Consider the following 16,329-nt stretch of genomic DNA (forward strand, 5'->3'; position numbering starts at 1 on the left):
CGAGGGGCCTTTCGCGACTGTCCGCTACGCGTTAAGCGTGGCGTCCAGGGTGATCTCGATGCTGGCCAAGGCGCCGGAGACGGGGCAGCCGGTCTTGGCTTCTTCGGAGATGCGGCGGAATTCGTCCTCGGAGATGCCCGGGATCGTCGCGGACATGGTCAGGTGGCTGCCGGTGATGCCGGTGCCGGGCACGAACGTCACGTCTGCCTTGGTCTGGACCTCTTCAGGCGTGTAGCCGGCCTGCGCCAGGGCGTGGCTGAATGCCATGGAGAAGCATGCTGAATGGGCTGCGGCAATGAGCTCTTCCGGGCTCGTCTTTCCGCCGGCCTGCTCCGTGCGGGCCTTCCAGGTGACATCGAAGGTGCCAAGGCCTGAGCTGTCCAGCGTGGTGTTGCCGGAACCTTCCATGAGGTTCCCGTTCCAAACCGTGTGTGCGGTACGTGTTGCTGCCATGTCCACTCCTTTGGGTCGTCATTTGTCGGCACCTGCCACCGGCAGGTGCCACCGGGTTCCATCCTAGGGAGTTGCCTCCCGCACCGCACGGCCATTCCGCTGTCGGTGGATTATGACCCCGGATCAGCGGCTGTTGAGGCCCTAGTTCCAGATCGTCGCGATGGCGATGTTGATCAACGCGAGGCCACCCACACCGTGGGCCAGCCCGGTGGAAACGGGCTCGCCGTTCTTCACCTTGCGTGAACCGATGACGGCCAGGACGGCCACGGCAACACCGATGGCGAACTTGATGCCGAGCTTGAAGTAGTTGGGGTCTGCGTCGGGAAGCATGGGAATGACACCCATCATGGCGATGCCCGTCAGGAGTTGGAGGAAGGCGCCGTCACGTTGCCGCGGGTGGATCGTGGGCTCCTTGAGGGTGGCGATCCAGTAGCCGACAATCATGGCCGCGCCGACGATGTGCAGGAACACCAGGATGCTGAAGAGAATACTCATGGCCCCAGCTTATCCAGTTGGTTCTACGTCCTGTAGCAAAGCCACGCGCCTGGCGGGCAAGACAAAGGGCAGGCGACCGGAATTCCCGGTTCGCCTGCCCTTCGAAGGACTGCTGGTAATCCTTAGAGGCCGAGGTCGGCTTCGAAGGCACCCTCCTCAAGGCGGGCCTTGAGGGTCTGCAGGAAGCGGCCTGCGTCTGCGCCGTCCACCAAGCGGTGATCGTACGTGAGGGACAGGTACATCATGGAGCGGATGGCGATCGAATCGTCACCGTTTTCGTCAGCTACCACAACGGCGCGCTTGACGATTGCACCGGTTCCCAGGATGCCCACCTGCGGCTGGTTGATGATCGGAGTGTCGAACAGGGCACCAACGGAGCCGATGTTGGTGATGCTGAACGTACCGCCGGAGAGTTCGTCCGGACCGATCTTGCCGTCACGGGTACGGCCTGCGACGTCGGCGATCTTGCTGGCGAGACCGGCGAGGTTCAAGTTGCCGGCGTCGGAGATGACCGGAACCAGGAGGCCCTTGTCGGTGTCCACGGCAATCGCCAGGTGCTCAGCGTTGTGGTACGTGATTTCCTGCTTGGACTCGTCGTAGGCGGCGTTCAGCTTGGGGTGCTGCTTGAGGGCTTCAGCAACGGCCTTGGCGATGAACGGCAGGAACGTCAGCTTGACGCCGTTCTGTGCCTGGAAGTTGTTCTTGGCCTTGAGGCGAAGCTTGGCAATCTTGGTCATGTCCACTTCGTGCACCTGCGTGAGCTGCGTGGAGACCTCAAGCGACTCGCGCATGCGGCGGGCAATGACCTGACGGATGCGCGGCGCCTTTTCCGTAGTTCCGCGGAGCGACGAAGCAACAACCGGAGCTGCAGCCTTCGGAGCCGCGGCAGCGTCAGGTGCTGCTGCCGGAGCTGCGGCTGCCTGCTTGGCCTCGGCAGCGGCCAGGACGTCCTGCTTGCGGATGCGGCCGCCAACGCCGGTGCCGGAAACGGATGCGATGTCAACACCATGCTGGTTGGCCAGCTTGCGGACCAGGGGAGTGACATAGCCGGACTCGGCAGAACCGCCGGCCTCAGCGGCCGGAGCGGGTGCTGCTGCGGGTGCGGGTGCTGCTGCGGGTGCGGGTGCTGCTGCGGGCGCAGCCGCGGGTGCGGGGGCAGCGGCAGGAGCTGCGGCGGGTGCCGGTGCTTCGGCGGCGGGTGCCTCGGCTGCGGGAGCCTCCTCGGCAGGCGCGGCCTGCGCCGGAGCTGCAGCAGGCGCAGCGGCTCCGGAACCGATGATGGCCAGAACGGAGCCGACCTCAGCTGTCTCGTCCTCGTTGACGCGGATTTCCTGCAGGGTTCCGGCTACGGGGGAGGGGATTTCGGTGTCGACCTTGTCGGTGGAGACCTCAAGCAGCGGCTCGTCTACCTCTACGGTGTCCCCCACTGCCTTCAGCCAGCGGGTCACGGTGCCTTCGGTGACGCTTTCGCCAAGGGCCGGAAGGGTGACCTCGTGGCCTTCTCCGCCCGAAGCGGTCTCTCCACTGGAGGCAGCAGGTGCTTCGGCCTGGGGAGCCGGTGCCTCGGCAGGAGCTTCCTGGGCAGGAGCTGCTTCCTGTGCGGGAGCTTCGGCAGCAGGTGCGGGTGCTTCTTCGGCAGCGCCGGCTGAGCCGGAGCCATCACCGATGCGTACCAGGGGAGCGCCAACCTCGGCCGTCTCGTCCTCAGCGACGAGGATTTCTTCGATGACGCCTGCGACCGGAGAGGGGATTTCAGTGTCTACTTTGTCGGTTGAAACCTCGAGCAACGGCTCGTCGATCTCCACCCGGTCACCAACCTGCTTGAGCCAGCGGGTGACAGTTCCTTCGGTGACACTCTCACCGAGGGCGGGCAAGTTAACGGATTCAGACATGTCGTCCCCGTTCTCCTTATTGATCTTTGATGCGGATGAATTCTGCTGGTCCGGGCCGGGTGCAGCCGGCAGATTCCGCCGCATGCACCCGACCCGTGTGTCTTGGGTGAAGACTTAGCCGTGGAGCGGCTTGCCCGCGAGGGCGAGGTGGGCTTCGCCCAGGGATTCGTTCTGGGTGGGGTGTGCGTGGACCAGCTGGGCCACGTCCTCCGGGTAGGCTTCCCAGTTCACGATCAGCTGGGCTTCGCCGATCTGCTCACCCATGCGGGAGCCGATCATGTGGATGCCGACGACCGGGCCGTCCTTCTGGCGCACCAGCTTGACGATGCCGCCGGTGCCCAGGATGGAGCTCTTGCCGTTTCCGGCCAGGTTGTATTCCTGCGTCTGGACCTGGTCGTCGCCGAACTTTTCCTTGGCGGCCTTCTCCGTGTACCCGACCGTGGCGATCTCAGGCTCGCAGTAGGTGACCTTGGGGATGTTGATGTCCTCGACAATGGCCGGGTTCAGGCCGGCGATTTCCTCGGCGACGAAGATGCCCTGCTGGTAGCCGCGGTGTGCAAGCTGCACGCCCGGGACGATGTCGCCTACGGCGTAGATGTTGCCGACGCCCGTGTGGAGGCGTTCGTTGGTGATGACGAAGCCGCGGTCGATGGTGAGCCCGGCTTCTTCGTAGCCGAGGTTTGCCGTGACGGGGCCACGGCCCACTGCGACGAGCAGGAGGTCGGCTTCAAAGGTCTGGCCGTCAACGAGGGTGACCTTGACGCCGTTGTCGTCCTGCTCCACACCCTGGAAGAAGATGCCGGTGCTGAACTTGATGCCGCGCTTCTTGAAGGCGCGCTCAAGGTTCTTGACGATGGAGGCGTCCTCGTTGGGAACGAGGGACGGGAGGCCTTCGATGATGGTCACGTCCACACCGAAGGACTTCCAGACGGAGGCGAATTCGACACCGATGACGCCGCCGCCCAGGACAATGGCGCTCTTGGGGATGTAGTCCATGGTCAGGGCCTGGTCCGAGGTGATGACCTTGCCGCCGATTTCCAGGCCAGGGAGCGAACGCGAGTAGGAACCGGTGGCGAGGACGATGTTCTTGCCCGTGTAGGCGGTTCCGTTGACGACGACCGTGTTGGTGCCCTGGAGCTTGCCTTCGCCTTCGATCACGGTGATGCCCTTGGACTTGATGAGTCCCTGCAGGCCCTTGAACTTACCGGCAATGATGCCGTCCTTGTACGCGTTCACAGCCGACATGTCGATGCTGTCCAGCGTGACGTTAACGCCGTACTTGGCGGAATCGCGGGCGTGGTCCGCCAGCTCCGCCGAGTGCAGGAGGGCCTTGGTGGGGATACAGCCGTTGTGCAGGCAGGTTCCGCCGAGCTTGGCCTTCTCAACAAGGCCAACGGTGAACCCAAGCTGTACGGCCCGCAAGGCCGTGGCGTAGCCGCCGCTGCCGCCACCGAGTACCAGGATGTCGAATTCTTGCGCAGTTGCCTGATCGGCCACTTAAACGCTCCCTCGCGTGAATGATGACACGATCCTGCGTGTCATCGGGTCTTTGGAACTTGCTCTGCCGTGATTATGCCAGCCGGTAAGTTCTCTTGCATTTGTGACTATCGAGTTCACCTTAGCGAACCACCTACCCATGCTCCACCCTCGCGCGGCGTTTGTGGAGCGCTTGTGTCGAGACTCACGTTCACTTGTGACACAGGGCTACCTTCCGCATAATTCCGGGGTTGCGGGGGCCTTTGGCCAGGTTGCCCGAAGGCCCCCGCAGCATGGGATGACCGCACTACGAAGCAGCGGCCAACAGGTCCTCCGCGTACGCCACCAGGGTCCGCACAGTGCAGCCGGTGCCCTGCTTGGGGGTGTAGCCGTAGGGGCTGCCGTTGTTGAACGACGGACCCGCAATGTCGATGTGAGCCCAGGGAATTTGTTCCCCGGTGCCATCCTTGCCTACGAACTCGCGCAGGAAGACGGCGGCCGTCATCATGCCGCCATTGCGTTCGCCGATGTTGGCGATGTCCGCCACCTGCGAGTCCAGGCTTGGGCGCAGTTCTTCCGGAAGGGGCATGGGCCAGAGAAGTTCACCGGCCCGGTCCGCGGCGGTTTTCAGGGCGGCAGTGACGGAGTCCGAGCCCATGACACCGGCTGTGCGCAGGCCCAGGGCGATAAGCTGCGCCCCGGTCAGAGTCGCCACGTCGATGATGGCGTCAGGCTTTTCCAGGCTGGCGGCCACGATGCCGTCGGCCATGACCAGGCGGCCCTCAGCGTCGGTGTTGAGGACTTCCACGGTTTTGCCCCCATATATGGTCAGGACATCGGCGGGCCGCTGGGCGGCACCTGAAGGCATGTTTTCTGCAATGCACAGCCAGGCGGTTGCCTTGATGGGCAGGTTCAGTGAGGCGATGGCCAGGACAGTGTTAAGAACGACGGCGGCGCCGGCCATATCGCTCTTCATGTCACCCATGCCAAGGGCCGGTTTGATGGAAATGCCACCGGTGTCGAACGTGATCCCCTTGCCCACCAAGGCGATCTTCTGCGTTGCCTTTGCGGGCGCATATTCCACCTTGACCAGCCGCGGCTGCCGCGTGGAACCCTTGCCAACCCCGAGGATGCCGCCGAAGCCTTCCTTTTCCAGTCGCTTTTCGTCCCACACCGTGATCTTGACGGGCAGGCCCTTGGAGAGTTCCTTGGCGGACTCTGCAAAGGACTCCGGGAAAAGGTGGCTCGGAGGCTGGTTGACGAGTGTCCGGGTGGCGTTCACCGCGCGGGCCAGGACGATGGCCCGGTCCAGGCCCGGCTGGGCAGCCTTGGGATCGACGTCCGTGGAGATCAGGACCTTGCCGACAGGTGCCTTCAGGCCGTCCTTGCTTGAGCGGTGTTCCGTGTAGGAATAGGCCCCCAGGGCGGCACCCTCGGCGACAGCGGCGACCTCGGCGACGGTCGCCGTCGGGAGCGCAAGAGTTACTGACGGGATGCCGGCGAGCTGCCGCACTGCCGAGCCGGCCGCGCGGCGCAGGGCCTCGCCGGTCAGGCTTCCGTCCTGCAGCTTGCCCGTTCCGGCCAGCACCAGCACTCCTGAGCCGGTCTCGGGCAGGCCGGGAAGGCGGTGGACCTGGTCCGGGGCGCCGGTGATTCCCAGGAGCTTGAGCGAGGCGGCCAGCGATTCGGCGGCCTTGGCGCTCAGCGGGTTGGGAAGGAGTTCCGGCCCGTTCGTGCCCTGGGCAACGCCAAGCACCAAGGCGTCGCTGGGGGACTTTTTCAGGTCCTTGGCGATAAGGCCGAGGATGATGTCAGTAGTCTTGACCACGAGGATGTTTCCTCACTTCTCTCTGCATTGCATGGCGGAACCGCATGTTTGGCGGACCAGCCCCGGTACGCGCCCGACGTCCTCTTGCGACGGCGGCCTTGGTCTGCAGGCCCAGCGTCGCAAGAGGACGTCGGCCCGATTCGATCGTAGTCTCTTGAAGGCTGCGGACAGCAATTAAATGAGATCTGCGGCACACGACAGACAGGAATGTCGGTTGGCCGCGCCGCGTTATACCCAGTACGCAACACCATGGAGGGCCTGCCGCTCCATGTCAGGAATGCGACGAACTTTGCCACAGTGAAAGGATCATGCCGTGTTTGAACGGATCTCCGGCTCCCTCCTGGACCCCGAGGCGCTTTACGCCAGCAACATCGAGACCTTCCACAGTCCCGGGTTGCGGGGATTGAACATGGTCATGGGATTTACCGGGTTTGCCGATGCCGGCCACGTGGTCAAGCAGATCAATGCCGAGTTGCTGGACCAGCTCGACTCCGAAGTCGTGGCCGTGTTCGATGCCGACCAGTTGATCGATTACCGATCGCGGAGGCCCCATATCAGCTTCGTGCAGGACCACCTGCAGGATTACCACGCCCCCCGGCTTGCCCTCTATAAGCTCACGGATGGGCTGGGCCAGCCTTTCCTGCTGCTGGCCGGTTTCGAACCCGACCTGCAGTGGGAGCGTTTCTCGCGGGCCGTCGTCGGGATCGTCGAGAAGCTTGACGTCAACCTGGTGACCTGGATCCATTCCATCCCCATGCCCGTACCGCACACGCGCCCGATCGGGGTGACCGTCCATGGAAACCGCCCCGAGCTCATCGACGGTATTTCAAGCTGGAAACCCACGGTGGACGTTCCTGCTGCGATCGGACACATCCTTGAGTTGCGGCTCACTGAAGCGGGCCACAACGTGGCCGGCTATGTGATCCACGTACCGCACTACCTTGCTGAAGCCGAATACCCGACGGCCGCTGTTGCCGGGCTGGAGTACCTGGGAGCAGCAACGTCGTTGATGCTGCCGACGGACCGGCTCCGGGAAGCCGGCCGCGAGGTGGGGCGCCAGATCGCGGAGCAGATCGAGGCGTCGGAGGAAGTGCAGGCGGTGGTGTCCAATCTTGAGGCGCGTTATGACGAAAAATCAGAGGGCGTCGTGCGCAGGTCCCTCCTTGCCTACGAGAACCACGAGCTGCCGGACGCGGAGGACATCGGCGCGGCGGTCGAGGCGTATTTGGCCCGCAAGGATTCGACTCAATAAATCTGATTTGAGGCGGGGGCTGGCATAATTGTGGGGTGACCGCACCCCGCGCCTGGCTCATCTGGACGATCGGCGTCTTCGCGTACCTGGTGGCAGTGGCCCAGCGCACGTCGTTTGGTGTTGCCGGACTTGAGGCAACCGAGCGGTTCAATGCAACCGCGGCAGCCATCTCCTTCTTCACCGTGCTCCAACTGCTGGTTTATGCCGGCCTGCAGATTCCCGTAGGGATCCTCGTGGACAGGTTCGGCTCCCGGGCCATGGTGGCTGGCGGAGCTGCGCTCATGGGCCTGGGCCAATTGCAGCTGGCCTTTGCGGACAGCGTCCCTGGCGGCGTGCTGGGGCGGGTGCTGGTCGGGGCCGGTGACGCCATGACCTTTATCTCCGTCATCAGGCTCGTGCCGCTGTGGTTCGCTCCCGCCCGGGCCCCGCTGGTCACGCAGTTGACGGGCATGTGCGGGCAGCTGGGGCAGCTGTTCAGCGTGGTGCCCTTCGCGCTTCTCCTGCACGCGGCAGGATGGACACCCGCGTTTCTGTCCCTGGCCGCCATGTCGGTGCTGGCTGTGGTGCTGGTGGCGGTCCTGCTGCGGGACGCGCCTCCGGGACACCCACCGCGCCAGACTGCGCAAGGCCTGCGGGCAACCGGTGTATCGGTAGCCCGGGCGTGGAAGCAGCCGGGTACCCGCCTTGGGCTGTGGAGCCATTTCACCGTGCAGTTCAGCGGCAACCTGTTCGCCATGTCCTGGGGCTACCCGTTCCTGCTCTCCGCGCAGGGCCTGGACGCCGGTACGGTTTCTGCCCTGATGGCGGTCTTTGTCGCCACGGCGATCCTCTCCGGGCCGGGCTTCGGGAGGTTTGTGTCGCGGCATCCCATGCGTCGCTCAGCCATGGTGCTGCTGATCACCATGGCAACGGCCCTGGCCTGGGCGGCTGTTCTCCTGCTCCCGGGCCGGGCGCCACTGTGGTTGCTGGTCATTCTGGTAGTGGTGCTGGCTGTCGGCGGCCCGGGCTCCATGATCGGCTTCGACTTCGCCCGCACCTTCAACCCCTCACACCGCATCGGAACCGCCACCGGAATCGTCAATGTCGGTGGATTCATTGCCGCCCTGGTGGCCATTTACCTGATTGGCCTCGTGCTGGATATCCTCCATTCCACGGGATTTTCCCAGGGGCAGTTGTACGGACTGGCACCCTTCCGGATCGCCCTGAGTGTTCAGTTCGTGCTGTTGGGCATCGGGACGGTCCTGATCCTCCGGTCCCGGCGGAAGGTCCGGCAGCAGATGGCCGCGCAGGGCGTCCATGTTGCGCCCCTCATGATGGCGCTGGCACGACAGCGCCGGGATCGTGTGGAACGCAGAAGGTCCGCACGTTCAAGACCTGATGCCACGCGGGAGCGCTGATGCGCGCCTTTATCCACATAGGGCAAGTGGTCCCTGCCGGTCAGCACAGCGGTTGCCCAAGCTTGGGACATGACCACCACAGAGATCCTGAGCATCCGCCAGCCTGAAGACATCCTCGCCTACATTCCGCACCTGCTGGGTTATTGGCCTGAAGACAGCCTTGTTGCCATCACCATGCAGGGAAAAATCCTCGGGGCCACCCTCAGGGTAGACCTCCCCACTGTCCGGTCGGACGCAGCCTTGGCCGGTTTTGCGGCACATGTCCGGAGTTGCCTGCGGGCTGATAAGGCTGCCACAGGGGTTGTCCTGGCCGTGTATACGGATGACGGCTGGGGGGACGGTACAGTGCTGGCCAGCACGCTTCCACTGCTGTCCGAACTCCAAGGCTGCCTGGAACGTGCCGGCCTGGAAGTGCGGGATGCCTGGCTCGTTGGCAGCGAGTATTGGCGCGGCGCCTTCTGCGGGGACGAAGACTGCTGTCCCTTCCCGGGTCTGCCTGTGGACCGGATCCGCAGCAGCCAACTCGGCGCCGAGATGGTCTACCGGGGCAGTGCCGTGGGCCCGCGGCCGGGGTCCCGCCGGGGCACAGGGGGCGCAGACATGCCGATGGCCGGCGGCGCACCCATGGATCCTGCCATTCTCGCTGCCGAAGAGTACTATGCCGGCTGCCTGGAGGAGGCCTGGAAAAGCCTGGAATGCCTCCGGACCGTCACCTCCATATGGGCGCAGGTGCTGGATGCGTTTCCGGCAAGCTGCCTACTGGATGACGCCGCCGGGACTGCGGAAGGCGTCAAACTCGCCGGCTTCCTTCGCGCGACGCTCAGGCGCCCGGCATGGCGGGATGCTGTAGTGGTCATGGCCGCGGCCGGAATGGAGACTGCCGAGGCGGGCGCCGTCGCCTTCGGTTTGTTTCCCGGGGACGACTCCGCTGACCTGCCGGTCGATCCGGCGGATTTCGGCTTGGACGCACGCGCGTTGGTCCCGTCGGGTGCGCCGTGCGGCACTGAACAGGAGCATGGAACGGTGTACTCCTACGGTGAAGTCCTGCTGGGCATCGAGCCCGGCCTTCCAGACTGGGCTCGTTTGGATGCGCTGCAGCAACTCCTGTCCCGCATCATTGCCGATGAAGAACAGGGGGTCGTGGCTGCTGCCGCGTTGACCATGCAAGGTTGGATTGCGTGGTGCAAGGGCAGCGGCTCACACGCGCATGCCTGCCTCGTCAAAGCGGACGCCGCGGAGCCTGGCTACCGCCTGGCCGAACTCCTGAACGGGATCATGGGCCAGGGAACGATCTGTCCGTGGGCGATGCGCCAGGAGTCCGCCTGGGGCACCCACAAAAGCTGCGGGATCTGACACCGCTTACAGGCCGGACTTCTTCAACAGGCGTACTCCTCACAAAATCGTGAGACAATGGATGCCGAGACCCGGTTGGGTCCGCGTTTGAATGCGTTGAATGGCTCCGTGAGCGGGAACATTTCAGTGACGCCGGCAGTTGTACAGAGTGACTCTGCAGGTGGCGATCGCATTTGAAATTGATCGCGGACTTGACAGGGTCATAGTGGTGTTGCCCACATGGTGATTCCACAGACCGCCGCTAGAAAGGTTTTCTGTGACCCCGTCTTCCGTCGAGAAGGAACTTGCCGCCCAGGCCGAACTGTCCGCTGAGGAAAAGAAGGCGGCCACTTCGGCAAAGCGGGCGGCAACCCGTGCCGCCAACAAGCCCGGAGAGGGCAATTCCGACAAGCCGGCTCCTAAGAAGCGTGGACCCAAGCCGGGCGCCAAGGCCGCAGCAGAATCCGCTGCTGCTCCTGGCGACGTCGATGAAGACACCGACGACGTCACTGTCGAGGATGAGGACTTCGACCCTGCTGCCGCTGAAGAAGTGGAAGTAAGCGACGACGACGCCGATGACACCTCCGATGCCCCCAAGGACAAGCCCGCTCCCACCGGGTCCGGATTCGTCTACTCGGACGCGGACGACGACGACGCCCCCGTCCAGCAGGTTATGTCAGCCGGCGCTACCGCTGACCCCGTCAAGGACTACCTGAAGCAGATCGGCAAGGTTGCGCTGCTGAACGCCGAGCAGGAAGTCGACCTCGCGCTCCGCATCGAGGCCGGCTTGTTCGCCGAAGAGAAGATCAACAACGACGACGGCTCCATGGATCCGAAGCTGCGCCGTGAACTCGAGTTCGTGATCCACGACGGCAAGCGTGCAAAGAACCACCTGCTTGAAGCCAACCTTCGCCTGGTGGTGTCGCTGGCCAAGCGCTACACCGGTCGCGGCATGCTGTTCCTCGATTTGATCCAGGAAGGCAACCTCGGCCTCATCCGGGCCGTGGAGAAGTTCGACTACACCAAGGGCTTCAAGTTCTCCACCTATGCCACATGGTGGATCCGCCAGGCCATTACCCGTGCCATGGCCGACCAGGCACGCACCATCCGTATTCCAGTACACATGGTGGAAGTCATCAACAAGCTGGCGCGCGTCCAGCGCCAGATGCTCCAGGACCTCGGCCGTGAACCTACGCCGGAAGAACTGGCACTGGAACTGGACATGACTCCCGAGAAAGTCGTGGAGGTCCAGAAGTACGGCCGTGAGCCGATCTCCCTGCACACCCCCTTGGGTGAGGACGGCGACTCCGAATTCGGCGACCTCATCGAAGACTCGGAAGCCGTTGTTCCGGCTGACGCCGTCAGCTTTACGCTGCTCCAGGAACAGCTTCATTCCGTCCTGGACACCCTTTCCGAGCGGGAAGCAGGGGTCGTTGCCATGCGCTTCGGGTTGACCGATGGACAGCCGAAGACTTTAGACGAAATCGGCAAGGTCTACGGAGTGACGCGCGAACGCATCCGCCAGATCGAATCCAAGACCATGTCCAAGCTCCGGCACCCTTCGCGGTCGCAGGTTCTGCGGGACTACCTGGACTAGGAATACGAGCACGTCAGTGCCATGGCCCGGCTGGAATCTTCCGGCCGGGCCATGGCACTTAAAGCCCACTCAGCGGCCAGTGCCCTGCGGACTGTTTGGTCAAACAAGCAAACGAGGCTCCTCCCTTTGTGGGAGGAGCCTCGTTCATGGTCAAGCGTTGGTCGCTCGCGTAGTCGATCCCTCGACGTCGTGACCCTGCAGCCGGATGGATCCGGTCCTGCTGGCCTCAGTTAGTCAACGGGGACCGGGGCCTTCTCGTTGAGGCGCTCGGTCTCGTCGTGCCAGTCCGAGGTCAGGGGCCGAAGCGTAGCCTCGACTGCACGTGCGTGGTGAGCGCAGAAGAGCAGCTCACCGCCGGAGGACTCGAGTACAACGCGGACGTATGCCTGGGCTCCGCAACGGTCGCACCTGTCGGCTGCGTTGAGCGTGCGGTCTGCAACTGCTGTTGTCATGTCGGCCTCCTTGGTAGTTCTGTACATCCATATAACCAGCATTCGTTGGTGAACCATGGCAAGGATGGGTCACTTTCGCTGTCCGCGTATCACATGTGGGTAACGTAACGACGCACCCCGCGTCTGCCCTGGAGTGGCACACGGGCGCGGGCCGGGCCTGCGGCTACCCTAGTATGGGCTGTGTTTGCCTTGAAAACACTGGCGTGCCGGACGGCCAAACACCCCGGCATCACTTTGAGATAGACCCCGAAGGAGCGCACTGCGAGTGGCACCTAGTTCTGAATACAACGCCCGGCACCTTTCCGTTCTGGAAGGGCTGGAAGCTGTCCGCAAGCGCCCTGGCATGTACATCGGCTCCACTGACTCGCGCGGCTTGATGCATTGTCTCTGGGAAATCATCGACAACGCCGTGGATGAAGCCCTGGCAGGGTTCGGGCACGACATCAAGGTGATCCTCCATGCGGACAACTCGGTGGAAATCCACGACGACGGACGGGGCATCCCGGTGGACGTCGAACCGAAGACGGGCCTGTCCGGCGTCGAGGTCGTGTTCACCAAACTGCATGCCGGCGGCAAGTTCGGCGGTGGTTCCTACACGGCCTCGGGCGGTCTGCACGGCGTTGGCGCCTCCGTGGTCAATGCGCTCTCCAGCCGTCTGGATGTCCAGGTGGACCGTGGCAGCAAGACGTACCAGATGTCGTTCCGCCGCGGCGAGCCCGGCCGTTTCAATGATTCCGGGGCCAAGCCCGGTCCCAATTCCCCCTTCGAACCCTTCATTGAGAATTCCGTCCTGGATGTTGTCGGGAAAGCCAAACGGGGTGTCACCGGCACCCGGGTCCGCTACTGGGCCGATCGGCAGATCTTCACCCCTGATGCCCGCTTCTCGTACGACGATCTTGTGGCCAGGGCAAGGCAGACATCCTTCCTGGTTCCGGGACTGAAAATCACCGTGCGTGACGAGCGCAGGCTCGCCGGTACCCCGGGTGAGAACGGGATCCATGAAGAAGTTTTTCATCACGACGGCGGCATTTCGGAGTTCGTGGAGTTCCTGGCCTCCGATTCCGGTGTCACGGATGTTTGGCGCCTGCATGGCTCGGGCAAGTTCAAGGAGACCGTACCCGTCCTGGACGAGAACGGGCACAGCAAGATCGCTGACGTTGAACGGGACTGCGAAGTGGACATAGCCCTCCGCTGGGGAATCGGCTACGACACGACGGTCCGCAGCTTCGTTAACATCATCGCCACACCCAAGGGCGGCACCCACCAGGCGGGCTTCGAGGCGGCACTGCTCAAGACGTTCCGCAAGGTCATCGAAGCCAACGCGCGCAAGCTCAAGGCGGGCAACGACAAAATTGAAAAGGACGATGTCCTGGCAGGGCTCACCGCCGTGCTGACGGTGCGGCTAGCCGAACCACAGTTCGAGGGCCAGACCAAGGAGATCCTGGGAACCTCCGCGGTCCGCGCCATTGTTGCCCGGGTCGTGGAGAAGGAAATCACCAGCCGGCTCAATTCAGCCAACCGTAACGACAAAGCCCAGTCGGCGCTGTTGTTGGAAAAGGTTGTCAGCGAGATGAAGTCACGCATCTCGGCCCGTGTCCACAAGGAGACCCAGCGTCGGAAGAACGCCCTGGAGACGTCTTCGATGCCCACCAAGCTCGCCGACTGCCGCACCGACGATGTAGCGCGTTCGGAACTGTTCATCGTGGAGGGCGACTCTGCGCTGGGAACAGCCAAACTGGCCCGCTCTTCCGATTTCCAGGCCCTGCTGCCCATCCGCGGCAAGATCCTGAACGTGCAGAAGGCATCCGTCGGGGACATGCTCTCCAACGCCGAATGCGCAGCCCTCATCCAGGTGGTGGGTGCCGGTTCGGGCAGGAGCTTCGACATCGATGCCGCCCGGTACGGCAAAGTCATCCTGATGACCGATGCCGACGTCGATGGCGCCCATATCCGCACCTTGTTGCTGACCCTGTTCTTCCGCTACATGCGCCCGATGGTGGAGGCAGGCCGGGTTTTCGCTGCCGTTCCGCCGCTCCACCGCGTGGAAGTGATCAACCCCGGCCAAAAGGCCAATGAGATGATCTACACCTATTCGGAAGCGGAACTGCACGTCCTGCTGTCCAACCTGGCCAAGGAAGGCAAGCGCTACAAGGAGCCCATCCAGCGCTACAAGGGGTTGGGCGAGATGGACGCCCAGCAACTGGCTGAGACCACCATGGACCCGCGCCACCGGACCCTCCGCAAGGTGGGAATCGAGAGCGCGCAGCGGGCCGAAGAGGTGTTCGATCTCCTCATGGGCTCTGATGTGGCGCCGCGGAAGGAATTCATCATTGCCGGTGCCTCCACCCTGGATCGTGAACGCATCGACGCCTGAGAAGACTTTCTAGGGGCCCGTCCTTTGGTCCGCCGGCCCGGCATGTCCGGGAGCGGCCAGTGCTGCAGCCCCCACGGTCAGCGCCAGGGCACCCAACCCCCACGGCAGTCCCACGGCAACGGCGACCCCGCCTACCAGCAGAGGTCCGCCCGCGTCACCGAGCTCACGGCCCAACTCCGCCGATCCCATGGTCCTGCCCAGTCGTTCCGGTGGTGTCGCATCCGCCAGGTGGGCAAAGGCCAGCGGCGTGGCGACACCGATGCCTGCTCCAATGAGGACTGCTGCTGTGTAGATGCCCGGCCCTCCCGGCAGGATGCCTGCCAGTGCCGTGCCCAGCGCAATGGCCAGCAGGCCTGCCACAATGCCTGCCCGGTCGCCGATCACTGCGCGGTCCCTGAGCTTGCCGACGTAGGGCTGGATCAGTGACGAAGCAACAGCCAGGACAGTCACGGCGGCTACGCTGCCGACGGTTCCCAGGCCTTCCCTGGCAGCCAGGGCCGGCAGGAATCCGACAGCGGCACCGAGTGCTCCCGTGCCGGCTGCCAGGACGATGGTCGGCCCAAGGAAGGACCATTGCGTGCTTTGCTGCCAGAGGTCCAAAAGGGTGTAGCGGGGGCGCGGAAGCGGAGCCAGTTTAGGCACAGCCACCACCGCCCAAACCGACACCGCCAGTGCAAGTCCGGAGAGTACGGCAAAGAGCAGGCTGAAACCGCCCAGGATGATGGCCAATGCTCCCAGGAGTGGCCCGATCGCATAGCCGAGGCCCTTCCATGAGCCGTAGCGGCCGAAGTATCGCCCGGTCCTGCCCTCGGCGAGTCGGGCCACACTCGCCGACGAGGCAGGTGAGAAGGCTGATGCTGCCATGCCCTGTCCGAGCCGGGCCGCGGCCAGCATGAGCGGCTGGTCGGCCCACAGGCCAACCAGTGATGCTGCCGAGAAGGCAAGGAGGCCTCCGACGATCACTGGTTTGGGACCGATGCGGTCGCTCAGGGCGCCGAAGAGGGGCTTCAGGAAAACTTCAGCAACGTCATAGAGGGCCAGGAGGAGTCCCAGCCCCAGGAGGCTCAACCCGATGTCCGCGCTTTCGGCCCCCAGCCCGGCAGCTACTGCATGGGCGCCGAACGCGGTGGTAAAGCCGGCAGCATAGAGCGGCCAGCGATGGTGGTCGCCGATGGAGGGCAGTAACTGGCTGCCGGAAGAGGAAGTCACACCACTGAATGTAACAGCTGCTACATTGACTGTTGTGGTTGATGTCGAATTGCAGTGGCTGCTGCTGTTGGTGCATGTTCCGGCAAAGCCCTCCCGGCACCGGGTGGCCGTCTGGCGGGGGTTGCGGAAATCCGGAGCTGTACCCATCTCTCCGGGCACGTGGATTCTTCCTGCCCACCCCGCATTCGAGGCCGGGATTGAGCGCATCCATCAACTGCTGAAGGGTAACGGGTCCATGACAGTCGTGGAGGCCCGGCCGCGTGGTACCGGTGGAGTGGACTTTCGTGATGCGTTTGCTGCCGCCCGCACCGAAGAATGGGCGGAATTTTCCAAGGACTGCGGGAAGTTCATGGAGGAGATCGCCAAGGAGACCATGCTTGGCAAGTTCACGCTGGCCGAACTCGAAGAAGAAGAACAAAGCCTCGAGCGCCTGCGTCGCTGGTACCGGGACTTGAAGGCACGCGATGTTCTTGCCCTTCCGGAAGCGCGTGCCGCCGCACAGCAACTGGCCGGATGCAGCGATGTCCTGGAGACGTTTGCGGAACAGGTCTACGAAGCTACCCTCACCTAGC

Annotated in this window: 13 protein-coding genes; 6 read left to right on the forward strand and 7 right to left on the reverse strand. The window is 63.8% G+C overall.

The genetic code is table 11. The features are described 5' to 3' along the window. Positions 1 to 24: 24 nt before the first annotated feature. The 5 genes from ACUYMZ_RS09770 to ACUYMZ_RS09790 all read right to left on the reverse strand — a co-directional run bounded on the left by ACUYMZ_RS09770 (position 25) and on the right by ACUYMZ_RS09790 (position 6,144). Complete coding sequence (locus tag ACUYMZ_RS09770; RefSeq protein ID WP_442422848.1) at positions 25 to 453, reverse strand: OsmC family protein; 429 nt, start codon at positions 451 to 453, stop codon at positions 25 to 27. A 141-nt stretch (positions 454 to 594) separates the two neighbouring features. Beyond that, positions 595 to 948 (reverse strand): hypothetical protein, encoded by a 354-nt coding sequence (locus tag ACUYMZ_RS09775; RefSeq protein WP_426007049.1) that lies wholly within the window; start codon positions 946 to 948, stop codon positions 595 to 597. Between the two features lie 122 nt (positions 949 to 1,070). After that, on the reverse strand, positions 1,071 to 2,840 hold the full coding sequence (sucB, locus tag ACUYMZ_RS09780) for a 2-oxoglutarate dehydrogenase, E2 component, dihydrolipoamide succinyltransferase (protein ID WP_481602999.1): 1,770 nt from the start codon (positions 2,838 to 2,840) through the stop codon (positions 1,071 to 1,073). 114 nt (positions 2,841 to 2,954) lie between these two features. Further along, entirely contained in the window at positions 2,955 to 4,337 is a 1,383-nt protein-coding gene (lpdA, locus tag ACUYMZ_RS09785) for a dihydrolipoyl dehydrogenase (RefSeq protein WP_426007053.1), read from the reverse strand. Positions 4,338 to 4,623: 286 nt separating this feature from the next. Beyond that, entirely contained in the window at positions 4,624 to 6,144 is a 1,521-nt protein-coding gene (locus ACUYMZ_RS09790) for a leucyl aminopeptidase (protein ID WP_481603003.1), read from the reverse strand. Between the two features lie 313 nt (positions 6,145 to 6,457). Here ACUYMZ_RS09790 and ACUYMZ_RS09795 point away from each other — a divergent pair, with 313 nt between their 5' ends. The 4 genes from ACUYMZ_RS09795 (at position 6,458) to ACUYMZ_RS09810 (ending at position 11,722) form a co-directional block, all read left to right on the forward strand. Next, entirely contained in the window at positions 6,458 to 7,396 is a 939-nt protein-coding gene (locus tag ACUYMZ_RS09795; protein ID WP_426007057.1) for a proteasome assembly chaperone family protein, read from the forward strand. Positions 7,397 to 7,431: 35 nt separating this feature from the next. Further along, complete coding sequence (locus ACUYMZ_RS09800; RefSeq protein WP_481603005.1) at positions 7,432 to 8,793, forward strand: MFS transporter; 1,362 nt, start codon at positions 7,432 to 7,434, stop codon at positions 8,791 to 8,793. A gap of 69 nt (positions 8,794 to 8,862) precedes the next feature. Then, positions 8,863 to 10,146: a DUF4192 domain-containing protein gene (locus ACUYMZ_RS09805; RefSeq protein WP_481603008.1), complete on the forward strand. Its 1,284-nt coding sequence runs from the start codon at positions 8,863 to 8,865 to the stop codon at positions 10,144 to 10,146. 256 nt (positions 10,147 to 10,402) lie between these two features. Next, the gene (locus ACUYMZ_RS09810; protein WP_426007063.1) at positions 10,403 to 11,722 is read left to right on the forward strand and encodes an RNA polymerase sigma factor; all 1,320 of its coding nucleotides are present in this window, start codon (positions 10,403 to 10,405) and stop codon (positions 11,720 to 11,722) included. A gap of 230 nt (positions 11,723 to 11,952) precedes the next feature. Here ACUYMZ_RS09810 and ACUYMZ_RS09815 read toward each other — a convergent pair whose 3' ends face one another. Then, entirely contained in the window at positions 11,953 to 12,174 is a 222-nt protein-coding gene (locus ACUYMZ_RS09815; protein WP_426007065.1) for a DUF7455 domain-containing protein, read from the reverse strand. Between the two features lie 265 nt (positions 12,175 to 12,439). On the opposite strand from ACUYMZ_RS09815, the gene ACUYMZ_RS09820 reads away from it, so the two are divergent. Next, positions 12,440 to 14,548: a DNA gyrase/topoisomerase IV subunit B gene (locus ACUYMZ_RS09820; protein ID WP_481603010.1), complete on the forward strand. Its 2,109-nt coding sequence runs from the start codon at positions 12,440 to 12,442 to the stop codon at positions 14,546 to 14,548. A gap of 9 nt (positions 14,549 to 14,557) precedes the next feature. Here the strand turns inward: ACUYMZ_RS09820 and ACUYMZ_RS09825 are convergent, their stop codons facing one another. Continuing rightward, positions 14,558 to 15,757 carry an MFS transporter gene (locus ACUYMZ_RS09825; RefSeq protein ID WP_481603012.1) on the reverse strand — a complete coding sequence of 400 codons (1,200 nt, stop codon included), beginning with the start codon at positions 15,755 to 15,757 and terminating at the stop codon, positions 14,558 to 14,560. Between the two features lie 34 nt (positions 15,758 to 15,791). Between ACUYMZ_RS09825 and ACUYMZ_RS09830 the strand changes: the two genes are divergently transcribed. After that, on the forward strand, positions 15,792 to 16,328 hold the full coding sequence (locus ACUYMZ_RS09830) for a Chromate resistance protein ChrB (RefSeq protein WP_426007070.1): 537 nt from the start codon (positions 15,792 to 15,794) through the stop codon (positions 16,326 to 16,328). The last annotated feature ends 1 nt before the right edge of the window (position 16,329 follow it).

It is taken from the genome of Arthrobacter sp. T572 (assembly GCF_056780115.1).

Bases quoted from the DNA above. Each gene is read 5' to 3' on its own strand.
- ACUYMZ_RS09770 (WP_442422848.1), bottom strand. From the start codon at position 453: ATGGCAGCAACACGTACCGCACACACGGTTTGGAACGGGAACCTCATG.
- ACUYMZ_RS09775 (WP_426007049.1), bottom strand. From the start codon at position 948: ATGAGTATTCTCTTCAGCATCCTGGTGTTCCTGCACATCGTCGGCGCG.
- sucB (WP_481602999.1), bottom strand. From the start codon at position 2,840: ATGTCTGAATCCGTTAACTTGCCCGCCCTCGGTGAGAGTGTCACCGAA.
- ACUYMZ_RS09805 (WP_481603008.1), top strand. From the start codon at position 8,863: ATGACCACCACAGAGATCCTGAGCATCCGCCAGCCTGAAGACATCCTC.
- ACUYMZ_RS09815 (WP_426007065.1), bottom strand. From the start codon at position 12,174: ATGACAACAGCAGTTGCAGACCGCACGCTCAACGCAGCCGACAGGTGC.